The sequence below is a fragment of the Pseudomonas sp. LBUM1653 genome (assembly GCF_059716115.1).
In genome coordinates this window covers 3,874,780-3,890,660 of sequence record NZ_CP166803.1, presented here as the reverse complement: position 1 = coordinate 3,890,660, position 15,881 = coordinate 3,874,780, and the positions used below count along the sequence as shown (strand labels likewise).

The 15,881-nt window shown below is 59.5% G+C and carries 11 protein-coding genes; 7 read left to right on the top strand and 4 right to left on the bottom strand.

Annotation, left to right across the window (positions count from 1 at the left end; genetic code table 11):
- Positions 1–111: 111 nt before the first annotated feature.
- Positions 112–984, bottom strand: coding sequence for a LysR family transcriptional regulator (locus ACA054_RS17335; protein WP_497685345.1), 873 nt, complete (start codon positions 982–984; stop codon positions 112–114).
- A gap of 73 nt (positions 985–1,057) precedes the next feature.
- On the opposite strand from ACA054_RS17335, the gene ACA054_RS17330 reads away from it, so the two are divergent.
- Both ACA054_RS17330 and hppD read left to right on the top strand, forming a co-directional pair.
- Entirely contained in the window at positions 1,058–2,002 is a 945-nt protein-coding gene (locus tag ACA054_RS17330; protein WP_497685344.1) for a DMT family transporter, read from the top strand.
- 262 nt (positions 2,003–2,264) lie between these two features.
- Positions 2,265–3,341: a 4-hydroxyphenylpyruvate dioxygenase gene (hppD, locus tag ACA054_RS17325; protein WP_497685343.1), complete on the top strand. Its 1,077-nt coding sequence runs from the start codon at positions 2,265–2,267 to the stop codon at positions 3,339–3,341.
- A 126-nt stretch (positions 3,342–3,467) separates the two neighbouring features.
- On the opposite strand, the gene rarD is transcribed toward hppD, so the two are convergent.
- The 3 genes from rarD to ACA054_RS17310 form a co-directional block, all read right to left on the bottom strand.
- Positions 3,468–4,349: an EamA family transporter RarD gene (gene rarD / locus ACA054_RS17320; RefSeq protein ID WP_497685342.1), complete on the bottom strand. Its 882-nt coding sequence runs from the start codon at positions 4,347–4,349 to the stop codon at positions 3,468–3,470.
- 211 nt (positions 4,350–4,560) lie between these two features.
- Positions 4,561–5,574 (bottom strand): aldo/keto reductase, encoded by a 1,014-nt coding sequence (locus ACA054_RS17315; RefSeq protein WP_497685341.1) that lies wholly within the window; start codon positions 5,572–5,574, stop codon positions 4,561–4,563.
- Positions 5,575–5,686: 112 nt separating this feature from the next.
- Positions 5,687–6,997 carry an MFS transporter gene (locus ACA054_RS17310; RefSeq protein WP_497685340.1) on the bottom strand — a complete coding sequence of 437 codons (1,311 nt, stop codon included), beginning with the start codon at positions 6,995–6,997 and terminating at the stop codon, positions 5,687–5,689.
- 169 nt (positions 6,998–7,166) lie between these two features.
- Between ACA054_RS17310 and ACA054_RS17305 the strand changes: the two genes are divergently transcribed.
- The 5 genes from ACA054_RS17305 to ACA054_RS17285 all read left to right on the top strand — a co-directional run bounded on the left by ACA054_RS17305 (position 7,167) and on the right by ACA054_RS17285 (position 15,881).
- Positions 7,167–8,309: a sugar diacid recognition domain-containing protein gene (locus ACA054_RS17305; RefSeq protein WP_497685339.1), complete on the top strand. Its 1,143-nt coding sequence runs from the start codon at positions 7,167–7,169 to the stop codon at positions 8,307–8,309.
- Positions 8,310–8,504: 195 nt separating this feature from the next.
- The gene (locus ACA054_RS17300; protein WP_497685338.1) at positions 8,505–9,647 is read left to right on the top strand and encodes a glycerate kinase; all 1,143 of its coding nucleotides are present in this window, start codon (positions 8,505–8,507) and stop codon (positions 9,645–9,647) included.
- A 235-nt stretch (positions 9,648–9,882) separates the two neighbouring features.
- Positions 9,883–11,070 (top strand): pyridoxal phosphate-dependent aminotransferase, encoded by a 1,188-nt coding sequence (locus ACA054_RS17295; protein ID WP_497685337.1) that lies wholly within the window; start codon positions 9,883–9,885, stop codon positions 11,068–11,070.
- Between the two features lie 293 nt (positions 11,071–11,363).
- Positions 11,364–13,433, top strand: a complete 2,070-nt coding sequence (locus ACA054_RS17290; protein WP_497685336.1) for a hypothetical protein — start codon at positions 11,364–11,366, stop codon at positions 13,431–13,433.
- A 240-nt stretch (positions 13,434–13,673) separates the two neighbouring features.
- Entirely contained in the window at positions 13,674–15,881 is a 2,208-nt protein-coding gene (locus tag ACA054_RS17285; protein WP_497685335.1) for an autotransporter outer membrane beta-barrel domain-containing protein, read from the top strand.

Below are 15,881 nucleotides of genomic sequence, written 5' to 3'. Positions count from 1 at the left end.
CGCGAAACCTGTATCGATGAAGTCGGGCTCTCAACTGCTGGCAGGAAGTGATGCCTTCCATGAAGAGTTCAAGCAAGGGGCAGGATAGTTGGCTCTTGGCACTTATGCCGCTCAAGGGTAAACCAGGCGCTCGGCCAGCTTGATAAAGGCCAGCGTCGCCGGCGATGCCTGGCGCTGGTCGAGCACCGCCAGGCCAACCTTGCGCGCGACCCTTGGCGACAGTGGTTTTTTCACGTAGCGGTTGTGGCTGTAGTCGGGCAACGAGCTTTCGGCAACCAGCGTCACCCCGTCACCACGGCCGACGGCATCCAGGGTGCTCAACAGTTGCGAGCAGCGATAACGGATATTGGGGGTCAATCGGGCTGCGCTGAACAGCCGCGAAACCAGTTCCGCCGAGCCGGCCTCGGTCAGAATGAAGGGGTCGTGGCACAACGCGTCCAGGCTCAGGCTGGCGCGACCGGCCAGCGGATGGTCGACAGGCAGCAGCGCAACCATCTGGTCCTCGATCAGCGTCACCGTGTCGAAACGTTCTTCAGGCAGCACCACAAAACCGATGTCGATGCGGCGCTCCTCCAGCCACTGGATGACCTGACGGTCCGGGCCTTCATCGATATGCACTTCAATGCCCGGGTGCGCCGCGCGGTAGTGCTGCAGGATCGACGGCAGCAATTTGATCGACGAAGTAGTACCGAACGAGCCGATGCGCAGGGTGCCGCGCTTCATGCCCCGGGCATCTGCCGCTTCCTGGCGCAGGGTGTTGGCCAACCCGAGCATGGCGCGGGCGCGCAACAGCAGTTGCTGGCCAATGTCGCTCAAGGCGATTTGCGACTGATGCCGGCGCAGCAACTCGACCCCCAGTTCCTGTTCCAGTGATTTCAAGGCGTGGGACACCGCGGATTGGGAAATCCCCAGGCGATTGGCTGCCGCGGTAAAACCCTGTAGCTCGGCGACGAGGGAGAAAATCTCCAGTTGCGTCAGGGTCATGAGGTTTTACTCATTTTACGATGATCAGGTATTAGTTGAATCATAAGGCATTCATTCACGTTGAGGAAATACCATGCCTACGTGTGAGCAGAGCCTGGCCACTCGCTCCGATGTGCCGGTTTACTGGAAGCTGGCGGCAGTCACCATGATCTGGGGCGGCACCTTCGTGGCGGGCCGGTTTCTGGTCGACAGCCTCAGCCCGCTGTTGGCCGCCAGCCTGCGGTTTTTACTGGCCAGTGTGGCGCTGCTGTTGTTTCTGCGAGTGTCGCGGGTACCGCTGGCTCGCCCCAACCCCAGGCAAATGCTGCAACTGGCGCTGCTGGGCTTTTTCGGGATCTTTTTTTACAACCTGTGTTTTTTTCACGGCCTGCATCACATCAACGCTTCGCGAGCGTCGCTGATCGTGGCGTTGAATCCGGCCGTGATCGGGCTGGCTTCCTGGGTGCTGTTCAAAGAGCGACTGAGCCGGGGGAAAGTCATTGGCATCGCCATTTGTATCGCAGGTGCGAGCCTGGTGATCGTCAGCCGCAACCCGCAGTCGTTGGCCGGCAGTGCCGACGCCTGGATCGGCGATCTGCTGATTTTCGGCTGCGTGCTCGGGTGGGGCGTATACTCGCTGTTCTCCAATGCGTTGAATCAGGCACTGGGGCCGGTGCAGACCGTGACCTGGTCGATTCTCCTGGGCACGCTGATGCTCTGGATCAGCAGCGCCATCGGCGGCGAAATAACGCTGGATGCCCTGATCGGACTCGGCCCGCAACAGTGGTTGAGCCTGATCTACCTCGGCGTATTGGGTTCGGCGCTGGCTTACATAGGCTACTACGACGGCATTCGCAGAATCGGCGCGACCCGTTCCGGGGTGTTCATCGCCTTGAATCCGCTGACGGCGGTCATTCTCGGCGCGTTGCTGCTGGGCGAGCAGCTGACAGTGACGATGGGCTTGGGAGGCGGGTTGATCCTGGCGGGGATTTACCTGTGCAACAAACCCCTTGCGCGCCGGGGGAAAAAGGGGATTTGATACAGAAGGCGGACAAATCGATTTACGCTGTGTAGAATCAGGTTACGCATACAATAATAATCGTCTTCTGGCAGCAGAAGCCTCGCCCTCAGAGCCTTGGGTCGACAATGAAGATATTCGGGTTTCAATTGATCTACGGTGATTTCCTCGCCCGCAGCGTGCGGGGCATCTCCTGTGCGCCACCCACCGGTCTCAGCATTGCTAGCAACTAACGCTCGTTAATTTCAGCGGTTAATTCTAAAAGCATGATGAGGCGCCAACCATGGCAGATTTATACGAAAACCCAATGGGCCTGATGGGCTTCGAGTTCATCGAACTTGCATCGCCAACCCCAAACACCCTGGAGCCGATCTTCGAGATCATGGGCTTCACCAAGGTCGCGACCCACCGTTCCAAAGACGTGCACCTGTATCGCCAAGGCGCGATCAACCTGATCCTCAACAACGAACCCAACAGCGTCGCCTCGTACTTCGCCGCCGAGCACGGTCCGTCGGTGTGCGGCATGGCGTTCCGGGTCAAGGATTCGCAAAAGGCCTACAACCGTGCCCTGGAACTCGGCGCCCAGCCGATCCACATCGAGACCGGCCCGATGGAGCTGAACCTGCCGGCGATCAAGGGCATCGGCGGTGCGCCGCTGTACCTGATCGACCGTTTCGGTGAAGGCAGCTCGATCTACGACATCGACTTCGTGTTCCTCGACGGCGTCGACCGTCACCCGGTCGGGGCAGGCCTGAAGATCATCGATCACCTGACCCACAACGTGTATCGCGGTCGCATGGCCTACTGGGCTAACTTCTACGAGAAACTGTTCAACTTCCGCGAAATCCGCTACTTCGACATCAAGGGCGAATACACCGGCCTGACCTCCAAGGCCATGACCGCACCGGACGGCATGATCCGCATCCCGTTGAACGAAGAATCGTCCAAGGGCGCCGGACAGATCGAAGAATTCCTGATGCAGTTCAACGGCGAGGGCATCCAGCACGTGGCCTTCCTCAGCGATGACCTGATCAAGACCTGGGATCACCTGAAAAGCATTGGCATGCGCTTCATGACCGCGCCACCGGAAACCTACTACGAGATGCTCGAAGGCCGTTTGCCCAACCACGGTGAGCCGGTGGGCGAGCTGCAGGCGCGCGGCATTCTGCTGGACGGTTCGTCAGAGTCGGGCGACAAGCGCCTGCTGCTGCAGATCTTCTCGGAAACCCTGATGGGGCCGGTGTTCTTCGAATTCATCCAGCGCAAGGGGGATGACGGTTTCGGTGAAGGCAACTTCAAGGCGCTGTTCGAGTCGATCGAGCGGGATCAGGTGCGTCGTGGTGTGTTGAGCACTGACTAAATCGTTACACCGTAAAAACTGTGGGAGCGAGCCTGCTCGCGATAGCGGTTGTACTTTCAACATGAATGTTGACTGACACACCGCCTTCGCGAGCAGGCTCGCTCCCACATTTGTTTTGTGGTGGTTTTAAGGTCTGCGATGCCGCATTAAATGCTTGAACCCTTCAAACACCAGCACCAGTACCGCCATCCAGATCGGAATATACGTCAGCCACTCACCGGGCTTGATGCTTTCCCCCAGCAACAACGCCACGCCCAGCAACAGCACCGGCTCGACGTAGCTCAATAACCCGAACAGGCTGAACGGCAGCAAGCGACTGGCGATGATGTAGACCACCAGCGCCGAAGCGCTGATCAAGCCCAGCAGGGGGATCAGCCACGCCAATGCCGGGTGTTGATCGAAGACACCGAAGCCTTGCTCACCACTGCGCACGAACCAGTACGCGATCGGCAGCATCAGGGTCATGTCCACCCACAGTCCGCCGAGGTTGTCTGTCTTCAACCATTTGCGCACCACGAAATACAGCGGATAACCCACGACCACCACCAGTGTCGCCCAGGAAAATCCGCCGACTTGATACAGCTCGTTGACCACACCCAGGCTGGCGAAGAACACCGCGACTTTTTGCAGGTATGACAGCCGATCACCGTAGGCAATACGCCCGGTCAGGACCATGGCCAGCGGCAACAGGAAGTAGCCGAGGGACACATCCAGGCTGTAGCCATTGAGCGGGGCCCACATGAACAGCCAGAGTTGCACGCCCAGCAACGCCGATGACAGTATCAGGCCGCCGATCAGCTTCGGTTGCGCGCCAATCCTTCGCAGCAGGTCGATGACCCGCCGCCATTCCCCGGACACCAGCATGAACAGGGTCATGCACGGCACGGTCAACAGCATGCGCCAGCCGAAAATCTCCACGCCGCTCAACGGCTTGAGCAACGAAGTGTAGTAATACATGACGGCAAACAGCACCGAGGCTGAAACCGATAAAGCGATACCTTTTGACAAGCTGTCCTCGCGAGGTTGAACGTAAAACGGGGTGCGGAGGATACGTGGTTTTTGTGCTGAATATTGTCCGGATGATCAATATTTACAACATCCCTTGTAGGAGCGAGCATGCTCGCGATGAACGACTAGACACCGCGGGCATGCAGGCTCCCCGCGTTATCGTTGACCACCATCGCGAGCATGCTCGCTCCTACAGGGGTTATGTGTTTGTTCAGGTATTGCGCGGTTTACGGCCGGACACGAAATGGCTCACATCATTGAACCCAGGTGTCGATGCATGCCCCGGTGTCACCAGCGAATCGATGAAGGCTTCATCCTCAGCGCTAATCTTCACCGCCTGGGCCTTAGTGTAGGCATCCCACTGTTCCTCGGTGCGCGGGCCGACAATGGCCGAGCTCACTGCGCTGTTGTTCAGCACCCAGGCGATGGCGAATTCGACGATGCCGACGCCGCGTTCCTGGGTGTATTGCGCAATCCGCTGGGCGATGCGCAAGGACTCGACACGCCATTCGGTTTCCAGGATGCGTTTGTCTGCACGTCCTGCTCGGCTGTTGGCGTCCGGCTTGACGTCCGGCGCGTACTTGCCGCTGAGTACACCGCGCGCCAACGGGCTGTACGGCACCACGCCGAGGCCGTAATTGTGCGCGGCACTGATCTGCTCGGTTTCGGCCTGGCGGTTGACGATGTTGTACAGCGGTTGACTGATCACCGGCCGTTCGACACCGAGCTTGTCGGCCACGCGAATCACCTCGGCGATGCGCCAGCCACGGTAATTCGACAGGCCCCAATAGCGGATCTTGCCTTGGCGAATCAGGTCGCCGATGGCCGATACCGTGACTTCCAGCGGCGTGTTGTGGTCTTCGCGGTGCAGGTAATAAATATCCAGATAGTCGGTACTCAGTCGCGTCAGGCTGGCCTCGATGCCGTTGAAGATGTGCTTGCGGTTGAGGCCGCTGCGGTTCGGCACACCGTCCACCGGACCGAAACCAACCTTGGTGGCCAGCACCCATTCCTGACGGCGACTGGCAATGGCCTCGCCGACGATCTCTTCGGAGCGGCCATTGGTGTAGACGTCGGCGGTGTCGATGAAATTGATGCCCTGGTCCCAGGCCTTGTCGATGATCCGCAGTGAATCTTCGGTGCTGGTCTGTTCGCCAAACATCATGGTGCCCAGGGTCAGGGTGGAAACCTGCAGGCCCGAATGACCCAGCGTGCGGTAGCTCATGAGGAAGTCCTTTTGCCGGAGGTAAAGGCTCAATCAAATACCAGAAAAATCGCGCGTGGCAAATGAAAAGATCGCAGTCCAGAAGCTGCCGAAGGCTGCGATCTTTTGATCTTTAAACCCGCAACGTACGCGTCATCCGCAACGCCAACAGACTCCCGCCAACAATCACCCCCGCCAACAGATACAGCGCCGCATCGGTCGACCCGGTGCTGTCCTTGACCCAACCCACCAGATACGGGCTGAGGAAACCGGCCATCTGCCCCATGGAGTTGATCAACGCCAGGCCGCCGGCGGCCGCGCCAGCGCTGAGCAGCGCCGTTGGTACTGGCCAGAACATCGGCAGGCCGGTGAGGGCGCCCATGGTGGCGATGCTCAAACCGAGGATGGCGATGGCCGGGTGGGCGGCGAAGTTTACGGCGATCAGCAGACCGACAGCGCCCATCAGCATCGGCACCACCAGATGCCAGCGACGCTCTTTGCGCAGGTCCGCCGAGCGGCCGACCATCAACATGAACAGCGCCGCCAGCAGGTAGGGAATCGCACTCAACCAACCGATCACCAGGTTATCGCTGAAGCCCAGGTTCTTGATGATCGACGGCAGCCAGAAGTTGATCGCGTAGACGCCACTCTGGATACAGAAATAGATCAGGCCGAACGCCCAAATCGCCGGGTTCTTGAACACCGCCAACAGCGAATCGGTGGTGGTTTTCGGTTTGTTGGCCAGGTCCTTGGCGTGGTCGGCTTCCAGCACCGAGCGCTCGAACGGGGTGAGCCACTTGGCGTTGGCGTAACTGTCACTGAGCAGGAAGTAGGCGAGGGCGCCGAGGATTACCGTCGGAATACCTTGCAGCAGGAACATCCACTGCCAACCCGCCAGCCCACCCTGGCCCGCGGCGAAGTGATTGAGAATCCAGCCGGAGAACGGGCTGCCCAGCAAGCCGGATACTGGAATCGCCGACATGAACAACGCCATGATGCGGCCACGGCGGAAGGTCGGGAACCACTGCGAAAGATAGAGCACCACCCCCGGGAAAAACCCGGCTTCAGCGGCGCCGGTGAACAAACGCAAGGTATAGAACTCGGTCGGCGTGGTGACGAACAGCAGGCAAGTCGAGAGCGCGCCCCAGGTGATCATCATCAGCGCGATCCAGCGCCGTGGACCGAATCGGGTCAATGCCAGGTTACTCGGCACGCCGCATAGCACGTAGCCGATGAAGAAAATCCCGGCGCCGAGGCCGTACACGGTTTCGCTGAATTTCAGTGCGTCGAGCATCTGCAGCTTGGCGAATCCAACGTTGACCCGGTCGAGGTAGTTGAACAGGTAGCAGATGAAGATGAAGGGGATCAAACGCAGGGTAATGCGTTTGTAAACGGCGTTTTTATCGTCAACGATGGCCTGGGCGGCGGCGGCACTCTGTGACATGGCGGCTCTCTCTTTATTATGATTTTTTGCGATGCAACGGGTAACGTTGATCGCCTGGAGAGTCTCGACCACCCTCGGGGTTGCTGTCTTTGTGCCTGAGCACAGGGTTTGCCAACAAGGCCTGTGCGGGTGAACAACCCATCCCACCACGCTTTCAAGGATCACCGCTATGTTCGAACTCGATCACGACCTGGCCCAGGACATCGTCGACCGGGCGATGGCCATCCTGCCGTACAACGTCAATGTCATGGACAGCCAGGGATTGATTCTTGGCAGCGGCGAACCGGAGCGGGTCAACACCCGGCATGAAGGCGCGCAACTGGTGTTGGCCAACGGTCGCGTGGTGGAGATCGACGCGCAGACCGCGATCCACCTCAAGGGCGTGCAGCCGGGCATCAACCTGCCGCTGATGCTCGACCAGCGCTTGATCGGCGTGCTCGGCATCACCGGCGAACCCGAGCAACTGCGCACCTACGCGGAGCTGGTGCGGATGACCGCCGAGATGCTGGTGGGCCAGCGCAACCAGCAGGCCGAGCAGCAATGGCGGCGCCAGCGTTGCGATGACCTGCTGGCGTTGCTGCTCAGTGACGGCGGCAGCTCGCCGCGATTGATCGACGAAGCGCAACAGCTTGGGCTCAAACCGCACATGACGCGAGTGCCTTACCTGTTCGAACTGGGCACGGAGCAGGGTCCGGGGCAAACCGTCGAAGCGCTCAGTGCCTGGCTTACGAGTCGTTACCCGGACAGTTGGTGCGTGAGTTCGGCCAAGTCTTCGTTGCTGTGGTGCCGACCGGCGAACCAGACGGTCGAGAACGAACGACTGCTGGAAAAGCTCGACGGCCTGGGCTGGAACATCCTGCGTATTGCCGTGGGCGGGCAGGCGGATGGGCTTTCCGGATTGCGCCGTTGCTATCGTCGGGTCGGTGACTTGCTGGCCTATGGGCGCGACGTGTTGCCCCGATCCCGTTTGCTGAAACTTACCCGCTATCGGCTGCCAGTGATGCTGTGGCGGCATCGCAACGACGATGCGCTGGATGAGCTGCTCAACCCGTTGCGTAAAATCATCGCCAGGGACAGCAACGGCCAATTGCTGGCGACCCTGCGCAGTTGGTGTGAACACGATGGGCAAAGCCAGGCCTGTGCCGATGCGTTGGGCATTCATCGCAACAGTTTGCGTTACCGGATGGAGCGGATTGCCGAGATCAGCGGGGTTGATCCGTTACGGCTGGACGGCATGCTCGCCCTTTACCTCGGCGTGCAACTGCTCCCCGAAACCGACACACCTCCCTCACCAAAACCCGACCACCTGTAGCTGCCGCAGGCTGCGATCTTTTGATCTTGAATCTGAAAAGCAAAGTCAAAAGATCGCAGCCTGCGGCAGCTCCTACAGGGCAACCGCAAGCTTTGTGGAAATGAACAATAATCCATGAGCCCGCTTGTGCAGCGGCCCGGCGTTATTGTTTCTGCCGGCTGGCAGCATGAGCGCATTGGAACTGGAGAACTCCCCATGAAAATCGTCATCGCCCCCGATTCGTTCAAGGACAGCCTCAGCGCTCAAGGCGTGGCCGATGCCATTGCCCTCGGTCTGGCGGAGGTCTGGCCCGATGCGCAGTTGATCAAATGCCCGATGGCCGACGGCGGGGAAGGGACGGTCGAGTCGGTGCTTGCCGCTTGTGATGGCGAGCTGCGTCGGACGACTGTTCGCGGACCGCTCGGCGTAGCCGTCGACGCTGCTTGGGGCTGGTTACCCCACAGTCTCACCGCCATCATCGAAATGGCAGAAGCCAGTGGTTTGCAACTTGTCCCGGTGGACCAGCGCGATGCGTGCACCAGCAGCACCTTTGGCACCGGTGAACTGATTCGTGCCGCGCTCGACGCCGGGGCGCAGCGCATCATTCTGGCCATCGGCGGCAGCGCGACCAACGATGGTGGCGCGGGGGCAATGCAAGCCTTGGGCGTGAAACTGTTCGATGCGCAAGGCCAGCCTTTGCCAGCGGGCGGCCTCGCCCTCGCACAACTGTTCCTTATCGACCTGAGCGACATCGATCCACGCCTGGCCGAGGTGCGCTTCGACATTGCCGCCGACGTCAACAATCCGCTGTGCGGCCCCCACGGTGCCTCGGCGATTTTCGGCCCGCAAAAAGGCGCCTCGCCAGAACAGGTCCAGCAACTGGATCACGCCCTCGGGCACTTTGCCGCTCACTGCGCAAACGCCTTGAACAAGGACGTGCGCGACGAACCGGGCAGCGGCGCGGCGGGCGGCCTGGGGTTTGCCGCCAAGGCGTTTCTGGGGGCGCAATTCAAAGCCGGGGTTGAAGTGGTTGCCGAGCTGGTTGGCCTGGCCGATGCGATCAAAACTGCCGATCTGGTGATCACCGGCGAAGGTCGTTTCGACGCACAAACCCTGCGCGGCAAAACCCCGTTCGGTGTCGCGCGTATTGCCCAGGAACTGGGTGTACCAGTCATCGTCATCGCTGGCACGCTGGGCGAGGGGTATCAGCAATTGTATGCCCATGGCATCGATGCTGCGTTTGCCTTGGCAAGCGGGCCGATGACACTGGCGCAGGCGTGTGCCGATGCGCCGCGATTGTTACGAGAGCGGGCGACCGACATTGCTCGCCTGTGGCGAATGGCCTCGCCCAAACACTGAGCCCCCGTGGTGATGGGATCCGTTGTGGCGAGGGGATTTATCCCCGTTGGACTGCGCAGCAGGCCCATTTTTTTGGGGCCGCTTCGCGACCCAACGGGGATAAATCCCCTCTCCACAATAAATCCTCTCATCACTCTGCGGCGATGTTTAAAGCGCGATTTGTACGGGATGCTGGCGCGTTTCGGGATTTCAGATAGGGTTGAGGCATTGGAGACCGCGCGACAGGAGAACCAACATGCGCTATTCAGCCTTGACCCAACGAATCGCCGGTGACGGAGCGGCGGCCTGGCAAATTCATGATCGAGCGCTGGAGTTGCGCGAACAGGGAGTCGATGTATTGCTGCTGTCGATCGGCGACCCGGATTTCGACACGCCGCAGCCCATCGTCCAGGCGGCGATCGCCAGCCTGCTGGCCGGTGATACCCACTATTCAGAGGTGCGTGGCAGCCGGGGCTTGCGCACCAGCATCGCCCGTCGGCACCGGCAACGCAGCGGCCAACTGGTGGACGCCGACCATGTGATCGTGATGCCCGGCGCGCAATGCGCGGTGTACTCGGTTGCCCAATGCCTGCTCGACCCGGGAGACGAGGTGATAGTCGCCGAGCCGATGTACGTGACGTACGAAGGTGTAATCGGCGCCTGCGGTGCCAAAGTGGTGCCGGTGGCGGTGCGTCCCGAAAATGGTTTCAGGGTCGATCCGGCTGATATCGCAGCACTGATCACACCGAAAACTCGCGTGCTGCTGCTCAACAGTCCGAACAACCCCTCCGGGGCCAATTTGTCGCTGTCTATCTGGCAGCAACTGGCAGCGCTCTGTGTTCGCCACGACCTGTGGTTGATCAGCGACGAGGTCTACAGCGATCTGTTGTACGAAGGCGTACACATCAGCCCGGCCAGTTTACCGGGCATGGCCGAGCGCACGGCGACCATCAATAGCCTGTCCAAATCCCACGCGATGAGTGGCTGGCGGGTGGGCTGGGTAATTGGCCCGCAACCCCTGACCGAGCATTTGGTGCACTTGTCGTTGTGCATGCTGTTCGGCATTCCGGATTTCATCCAGAACGCGGCGCAATTGGCACTGGACGAAAATCTTCCGGAAGTCGAGCAGATGCGTGAAGAGTATCGTCAGCGCCGGGATCTGGTGTGCGCCAGTTTAAGCCGATGCGCGGGCCTGAGACCAATCCGACCGGATGGCGGCATGTTCGTCATGGTCGATGTGCGCCAGGCCGGCTTGTCCGCCCAGCACTTCGCCGAGCGTTTGCTTGAAGGGTATGGCGTCTCGGTGCTGGCGGGGGAAGCATTCGGGCCGAGCGCAGCGGGGCATATTCGCCTGGGGCTAGTGGTGAGTCAGCAGAAACTGGCGGACGCTTGCCGCAGGATTGCCCTATGTGCGGCGCACCTGCTGGAGGCGCGGCGGGCTTGATAATGGCGTGTCGTGTACCTGTCTGGCTGGCGGTCAGATTCGCGGATCAGCCAGACACCGCTCACCCTTCTGAAGCCATGCGGCTCCGCGTTTCAGCTCCTTTCAGGCGAGCTGTATGGATTTCCACCTGTCAACTCTGACAGTTTCGCTTTTTTCTTGCCAAGCGTTTAATCCGCCCAGCGATAGTTTGGTTGCTGCGTGAGGGTTGATCAGTACCCGCCAGTCCAGACTTCCGTGCGACTTATTGGCCATGGCACCCCATGGCACCAATGGCGTGACAGGAGAGCTACAACATGGCGAGTACGAAGACAAAACTCGAACGAGAACAGGCCAATGCCGCCTATTTGAAAATGCGCAGCGACTATCGTGCGACGCGTGTCGAGGGAGCTATCGAGTTCGATACTGCGGATTTTGCCGATTCAGAGAAAACCATCCTGCATGGTCCCCGGTTGTTCGCAAATCAGAAACTGTCGTTGAAAATCCCGAAGTGGACCGAAATTCCGGCTGAGGGATACTCGAACAAGGTTGTGCTGATGCTGGATATCGCAGATGGTCGGGGCTTTGTAGACGGGCCGAACCATGAGTTCATCAGACACGATGGGGAAACCGACGTTCGGGAAACATTTCCGTTCCTGATGGAGATCCCCGTCGGGCTTCTGCCCCGGGACGATACCGTTCAGTTGAAGTACCGCATTGATTACTACAACGACGAAGTCGATGAGAGCCCGCCCGTCTCATTCTTTTGCGATCAGATCAAACCCTACAACGGCGACGCACCGGCTGCGGTGACGCTGGCTACCCCTTTGCTGGACGATGTGAGCCTGCCTCCTGGCGGCAACCTTGAAGTCACCGTTCCCCCTGGCGTCGTGGGGGGGCCTCAGTACAATTGGAAAGACGGGGATATCATTGCCATTTATCTGGTGGATGGCGAAAACATCCCTGAAGATCCGAGCGACACGGACCTTCTCCACGTCCAACCGATTGCGAATCCCGGGACTGCTGGCGCCAAGATAAACATCCCCGCTAACAAAATCCGTGCCTTGGGTGATACCGCCGGTGCCTTGATTTATGTGTTGAGGGACACGGCGCTCAACGACAGCGTGGTCTCACTATGGACAAAAGTCAGCCTCACCTTTGGTGAGTTGCCCACCGCCCTGCAACCTCCCACTGTGCCGCAAGCCGTACCAGGGCCGTTGGTGCTGGAGCATGTGCGGGACGGCGTAAGCGTCTGGTTCAAGCGCTACGCCGGCTACAAGCCGGGAGACTCCGTCGAGTTGAAGTGGGGCACCACCGTTGCCAGGGAAAATTTTCCCATCCCCGACAACGGGCTCGCTGATATAGAAATTCCAGTCACGCCTGCACGGGTGATGCTGCAAGAGTATGGACAAGCCACCACAGGGGAAAAGGATACGACTGTCAGCTACAGAGTCTTTCGCAAAGGACGGCCATTTGGTCCCCAGTCCACGCCCATCAAAGTCAATTTCGAAGTCGCTATTCCATGGCTGCCCTGGCCTCCCGTGGATGAATGGCCTACGCCATCGCATCCGAGCTTGTTGAAAGGCGAAGTGAAGAATCACGATGGCACTCGCACTAACACCTTGATCCGGGCTGACAAGAATCAAAAGGCTACTTTCACCTTCAAATGGCACGACCTGGCTGTAAACGGCCACGTCATCGAGTTCGACTGGAATGGCACGCGCGTCACCGAGGCGAAACTCACCTTTGACGATACAGCGCCACCAGGCGGGCCAGGACATGTCCCGGGCGCAGACGTCACCGTTGAGATCCCCTGGACTTACATCAAGGATGGCGGAAACGGCCCCACCATTCCTGTGCGGTATTGGCTTACTGCTCCTCCCGGGATCGTCAACGAATTGCCTTCGGAAATTACCCTGGTCGACGTCAATGCCGTCGCCGTGGAGCTGCCTCGGGCGAACTTTCCTACCGTTACCGGTTCCTTTCCGAATTGCCAATCGCTGGCCGCCAATGGCGACCTGCCGGTTGCGATTCCCGACCTCAGCACTTTGTTGAAGGCTAACGACAAGATCCGTGTCGAGTTCACTCCGATGACCGGGGAGAGAGAGAGCGATCCGGAAACACCCATCGCGGGGGCAAAATTCACCAAGGAGTTTACCTTGGGGGCGGCGGATTCCCCACTGACCGGGTTTGAATTCCCGATCACACCGTACACGACTCACATCAAACCGCTGTATGACGAGACCAGTGCTACCAACAGGCGTGGGCGCATGAAGATCCAGTATTTTTTCAACGACGGCACCGAGGAAATCGAGTCGGCGGCGTACCTGCGTGTTACGGCATTTCACTCTGGTGCGAGCGAGTGCCCGATCACACCACCGCGGTAAGGGTGTAGCGAGAAGAGCCCGGGCGTTGACGTCCGGGTTGTTCCCGTGTCGACAACGCTGAGGCCGTTGATGGTGAAGCGTTCATCAGGCAAAGCAAATTCCTACAGACAGCGGGATAAGTCCTACATCTTCTAGAGAGGGGAGTGCTTAGGATCGCGGCCTTTTAACGTTCAGCCCGATTGTCGCCTGACGCCGGGAGGAACAGATGGAAAAAATACTCGGTTTATCCAGGAGCTCTCCATGTCTGTCAGCCCATCTTTCACCGTGTCACCCCTTGCACGTATGCTCAAACTCGCAACCTTGACCCCGTTGTTGCTGATCAGTCCCGCCAGTCTGGCGGAAACAATTGACGGCACTGCAAAAACCATCGGCTCCGACGAGCCGCTTAAAAATTATCTGGTGCGAAACGCCGGCAGCCTGACCGCCAACAGCGCCAACACTCTGCAGATCCGCGCTGAAACTGGCTCAAGTGTGCAACTCGACCGTACCCAGGTGACCGCTGAGGGAACCAGTATTGGTGTCGACTTGACTGCCAGCTCGGCGACTATCGCCAATCAAAGCAAGGTAACAAGCAGCACGACGGGATTGCGCCTGGCGCGGCAGAACGGTGTCGCGTCGAAGGCGACGGTCAACAACAGCGAAATCTTCGGTGGAAATGTCGGGGCCAGCCTCAGCGCCCAAAGCGAGTTGATCCTCGAAGCCAATTCGAAGGTGACCGGAACGAACGTCGACAGCGACGGGATTCGTAGCTTCGGCGGCAAGATTTCCGCTACGGACAGCACGATTGTCGGTGGCCGCAACGGTATCGTCCTGCTCGCCGACCAGAACCTGTCTGCGGATAATTCGCTAATTCTGGACAAGAGCCGGGTTGAAGGTATCAGTGGCTCGGCAATCCTCGTCAATGGCCAGACCCAGACCAATGATGAACGGGTCAATATCCAGGTCAACAACGGCTCCACGGTGGTGGGCGGCAACGGCACTTTGCTCGAGGTCACGAACGGCGCCGGTGCCAATTTCAAAGTCGACAATAGCCAGCTGGTCGGCGATATCGTAGTGCAAGCCGGTAGCAGTGCCGACGTGGTGCTCGACCATTCGGCGACTCTCACCGGCCGCCTGGAAAACGTGCAGAACCTCGCGGTCAACAACGATGCCCGCTGGGTCATGGTCGGTGACGGTCAGGTACAAAACCTGACGTTGAATGGCGGTGGCGTGCAGTTCGGCCAACCGGGCGAGTTCTTCAAGCTGTCGGTGGAGACGCTGGCCGGCGACGGTGGCACGTTCTACATGCACAAGGATTTCAACACGGGTCAAGTTGATACCCTCACCGTGACGGGTACGGCCAGCGGCAATCACTTGATCGCTCTCGATGCCAGCGGCACCGAACCGGTGGGCGCGGGTTCTGCGCCTGTCGTCCATATTGGTGGCGGCGATGCGAGCTTCGCCCTGCAGGGCGGCGCCGTAGACCTTGGGGCTTTTTCCTACGACCTGATCAAGCAGGGTAACAACGACTGGTACCTCAATACCGCCTCGCGCGTCATCAGCCCCGGCACCCAGTCGGTCATCGCGCTGTTCAACGCCGCACCCACCGTCTGGTATGGCGAACTCAGCACCTTGCGCAGTCGCATGGGCGAAGTGCGCAGGGATCAAGGCAAGGCCGGCGGCTGGATTCGCGCCTACGGCAATAAATTCGACATCGACGCCAGCGCCGGTGTGGCCTACAAGCAAACCCAGCAGGGCTTGTCGTTTGGTGCCGATGCGCCACTACCGATGGGGGACGGCCAGTGGCTGTTTGGTGTGTTGGCCGGTTACAGCAAATCGGACCTGGACATGAGCCGCGGCACCACCGGTGAGGTCGACAGTTACTACCTCGGCGCCTACACCACCTGGCTGGATGACCAGAGCGGTTACTACTTCGACGGCGTGCTCAAGTACAACCACATGCAGAACGAATCCAGGGTTGCGCTGAGTGACGGCACCAAAACCAAAGGCAGTTACGACACCAATGGAGTCGGTGCGTCCGTTGAGCTCGGTCGCCACATCAAGATGGGCGAAAACTTTGTCGAACCCTACGCCCAACTGGCCGGTGTGGTTTTCCAGGGCAAGACCTACGACCTGGACAATGGCCTGTCTGCCGATGGCGATCGCTCCCATTCACTGCTGGGCAAGTTGGGCGTGACAGTCGGGCGCGACATCAGCCTGGGTGAGGGCAAAGTGCTGCAACCTTATGTGCGGGCCGCTTATGTGCATGAGTTCGCCAACAACAATGACGTTGAGGTCAACGGCAATCCGTTCAACAACGACCTTTCAGGTTCCCGTGGCGAGCTGGGGACAGGTGTGGCCATGACCCTGACCGACAAGGTTTCATTGCATGCCGACTTTGACTACAGCCACGGCAACAAGATTGAGCAGCCGTGGGGTGCGAATGTGGGCATGCGCTACAGCTGGTAA

What these genes read in the sequence shown, in the direction of transcription:
- hppD (WP_497685343.1), top strand. Translation starts at nt 2,265, where the DNA reads ATGGCAGATTTATACGAAAACCCAATGGGCCTGATGGGCTTCGAGTTC.
- ACA054_RS17310 (WP_497685340.1), bottom strand. Translation starts at nt 6,997, where the DNA reads ATGTCACAGAGTGCCGCCGCCGCCCAGGCCATCGTTGACGATAAAAAC.
- ACA054_RS17335 (WP_497685345.1), bottom strand. Translation starts at nt 984, where the DNA reads ATGACCCTGACGCAACTGGAGATTTTCTCCCTCGTCGCCGAGCTACAG.
- ACA054_RS17290 (WP_497685336.1), top strand. Translation starts at nt 11,364, where the DNA reads ATGGCGAGTACGAAGACAAAACTCGAACGAGAACAGGCCAATGCCGCC.
- ACA054_RS17285 (WP_497685335.1), top strand. Translation starts at nt 13,674, where the DNA reads ATGTCTGTCAGCCCATCTTTCACCGTGTCACCCCTTGCACGTATGCTC.
- ACA054_RS17330 (WP_497685344.1), top strand. Translation starts at nt 1,058, where the DNA reads ATGCCTACGTGTGAGCAGAGCCTGGCCACTCGCTCCGATGTGCCGGTT.
- ACA054_RS17295 (WP_497685337.1), top strand. Translation starts at nt 9,883, where the DNA reads ATGCGCTATTCAGCCTTGACCCAACGAATCGCCGGTGACGGAGCGGCG.
- ACA054_RS17315 (WP_497685341.1), bottom strand. Translation starts at nt 5,574, where the DNA reads ATGAGCTACCGCACGCTGGGTCATTCGGGCCTGCAGGTTTCCACCCTG.
- ACA054_RS17305 (WP_497685339.1), top strand. Translation starts at nt 7,167, where the DNA reads ATGTTCGAACTCGATCACGACCTGGCCCAGGACATCGTCGACCGGGCG.
- ACA054_RS17300 (WP_497685338.1), top strand. Translation starts at nt 8,505, where the DNA reads ATGAAAATCGTCATCGCCCCCGATTCGTTCAAGGACAGCCTCAGCGCT.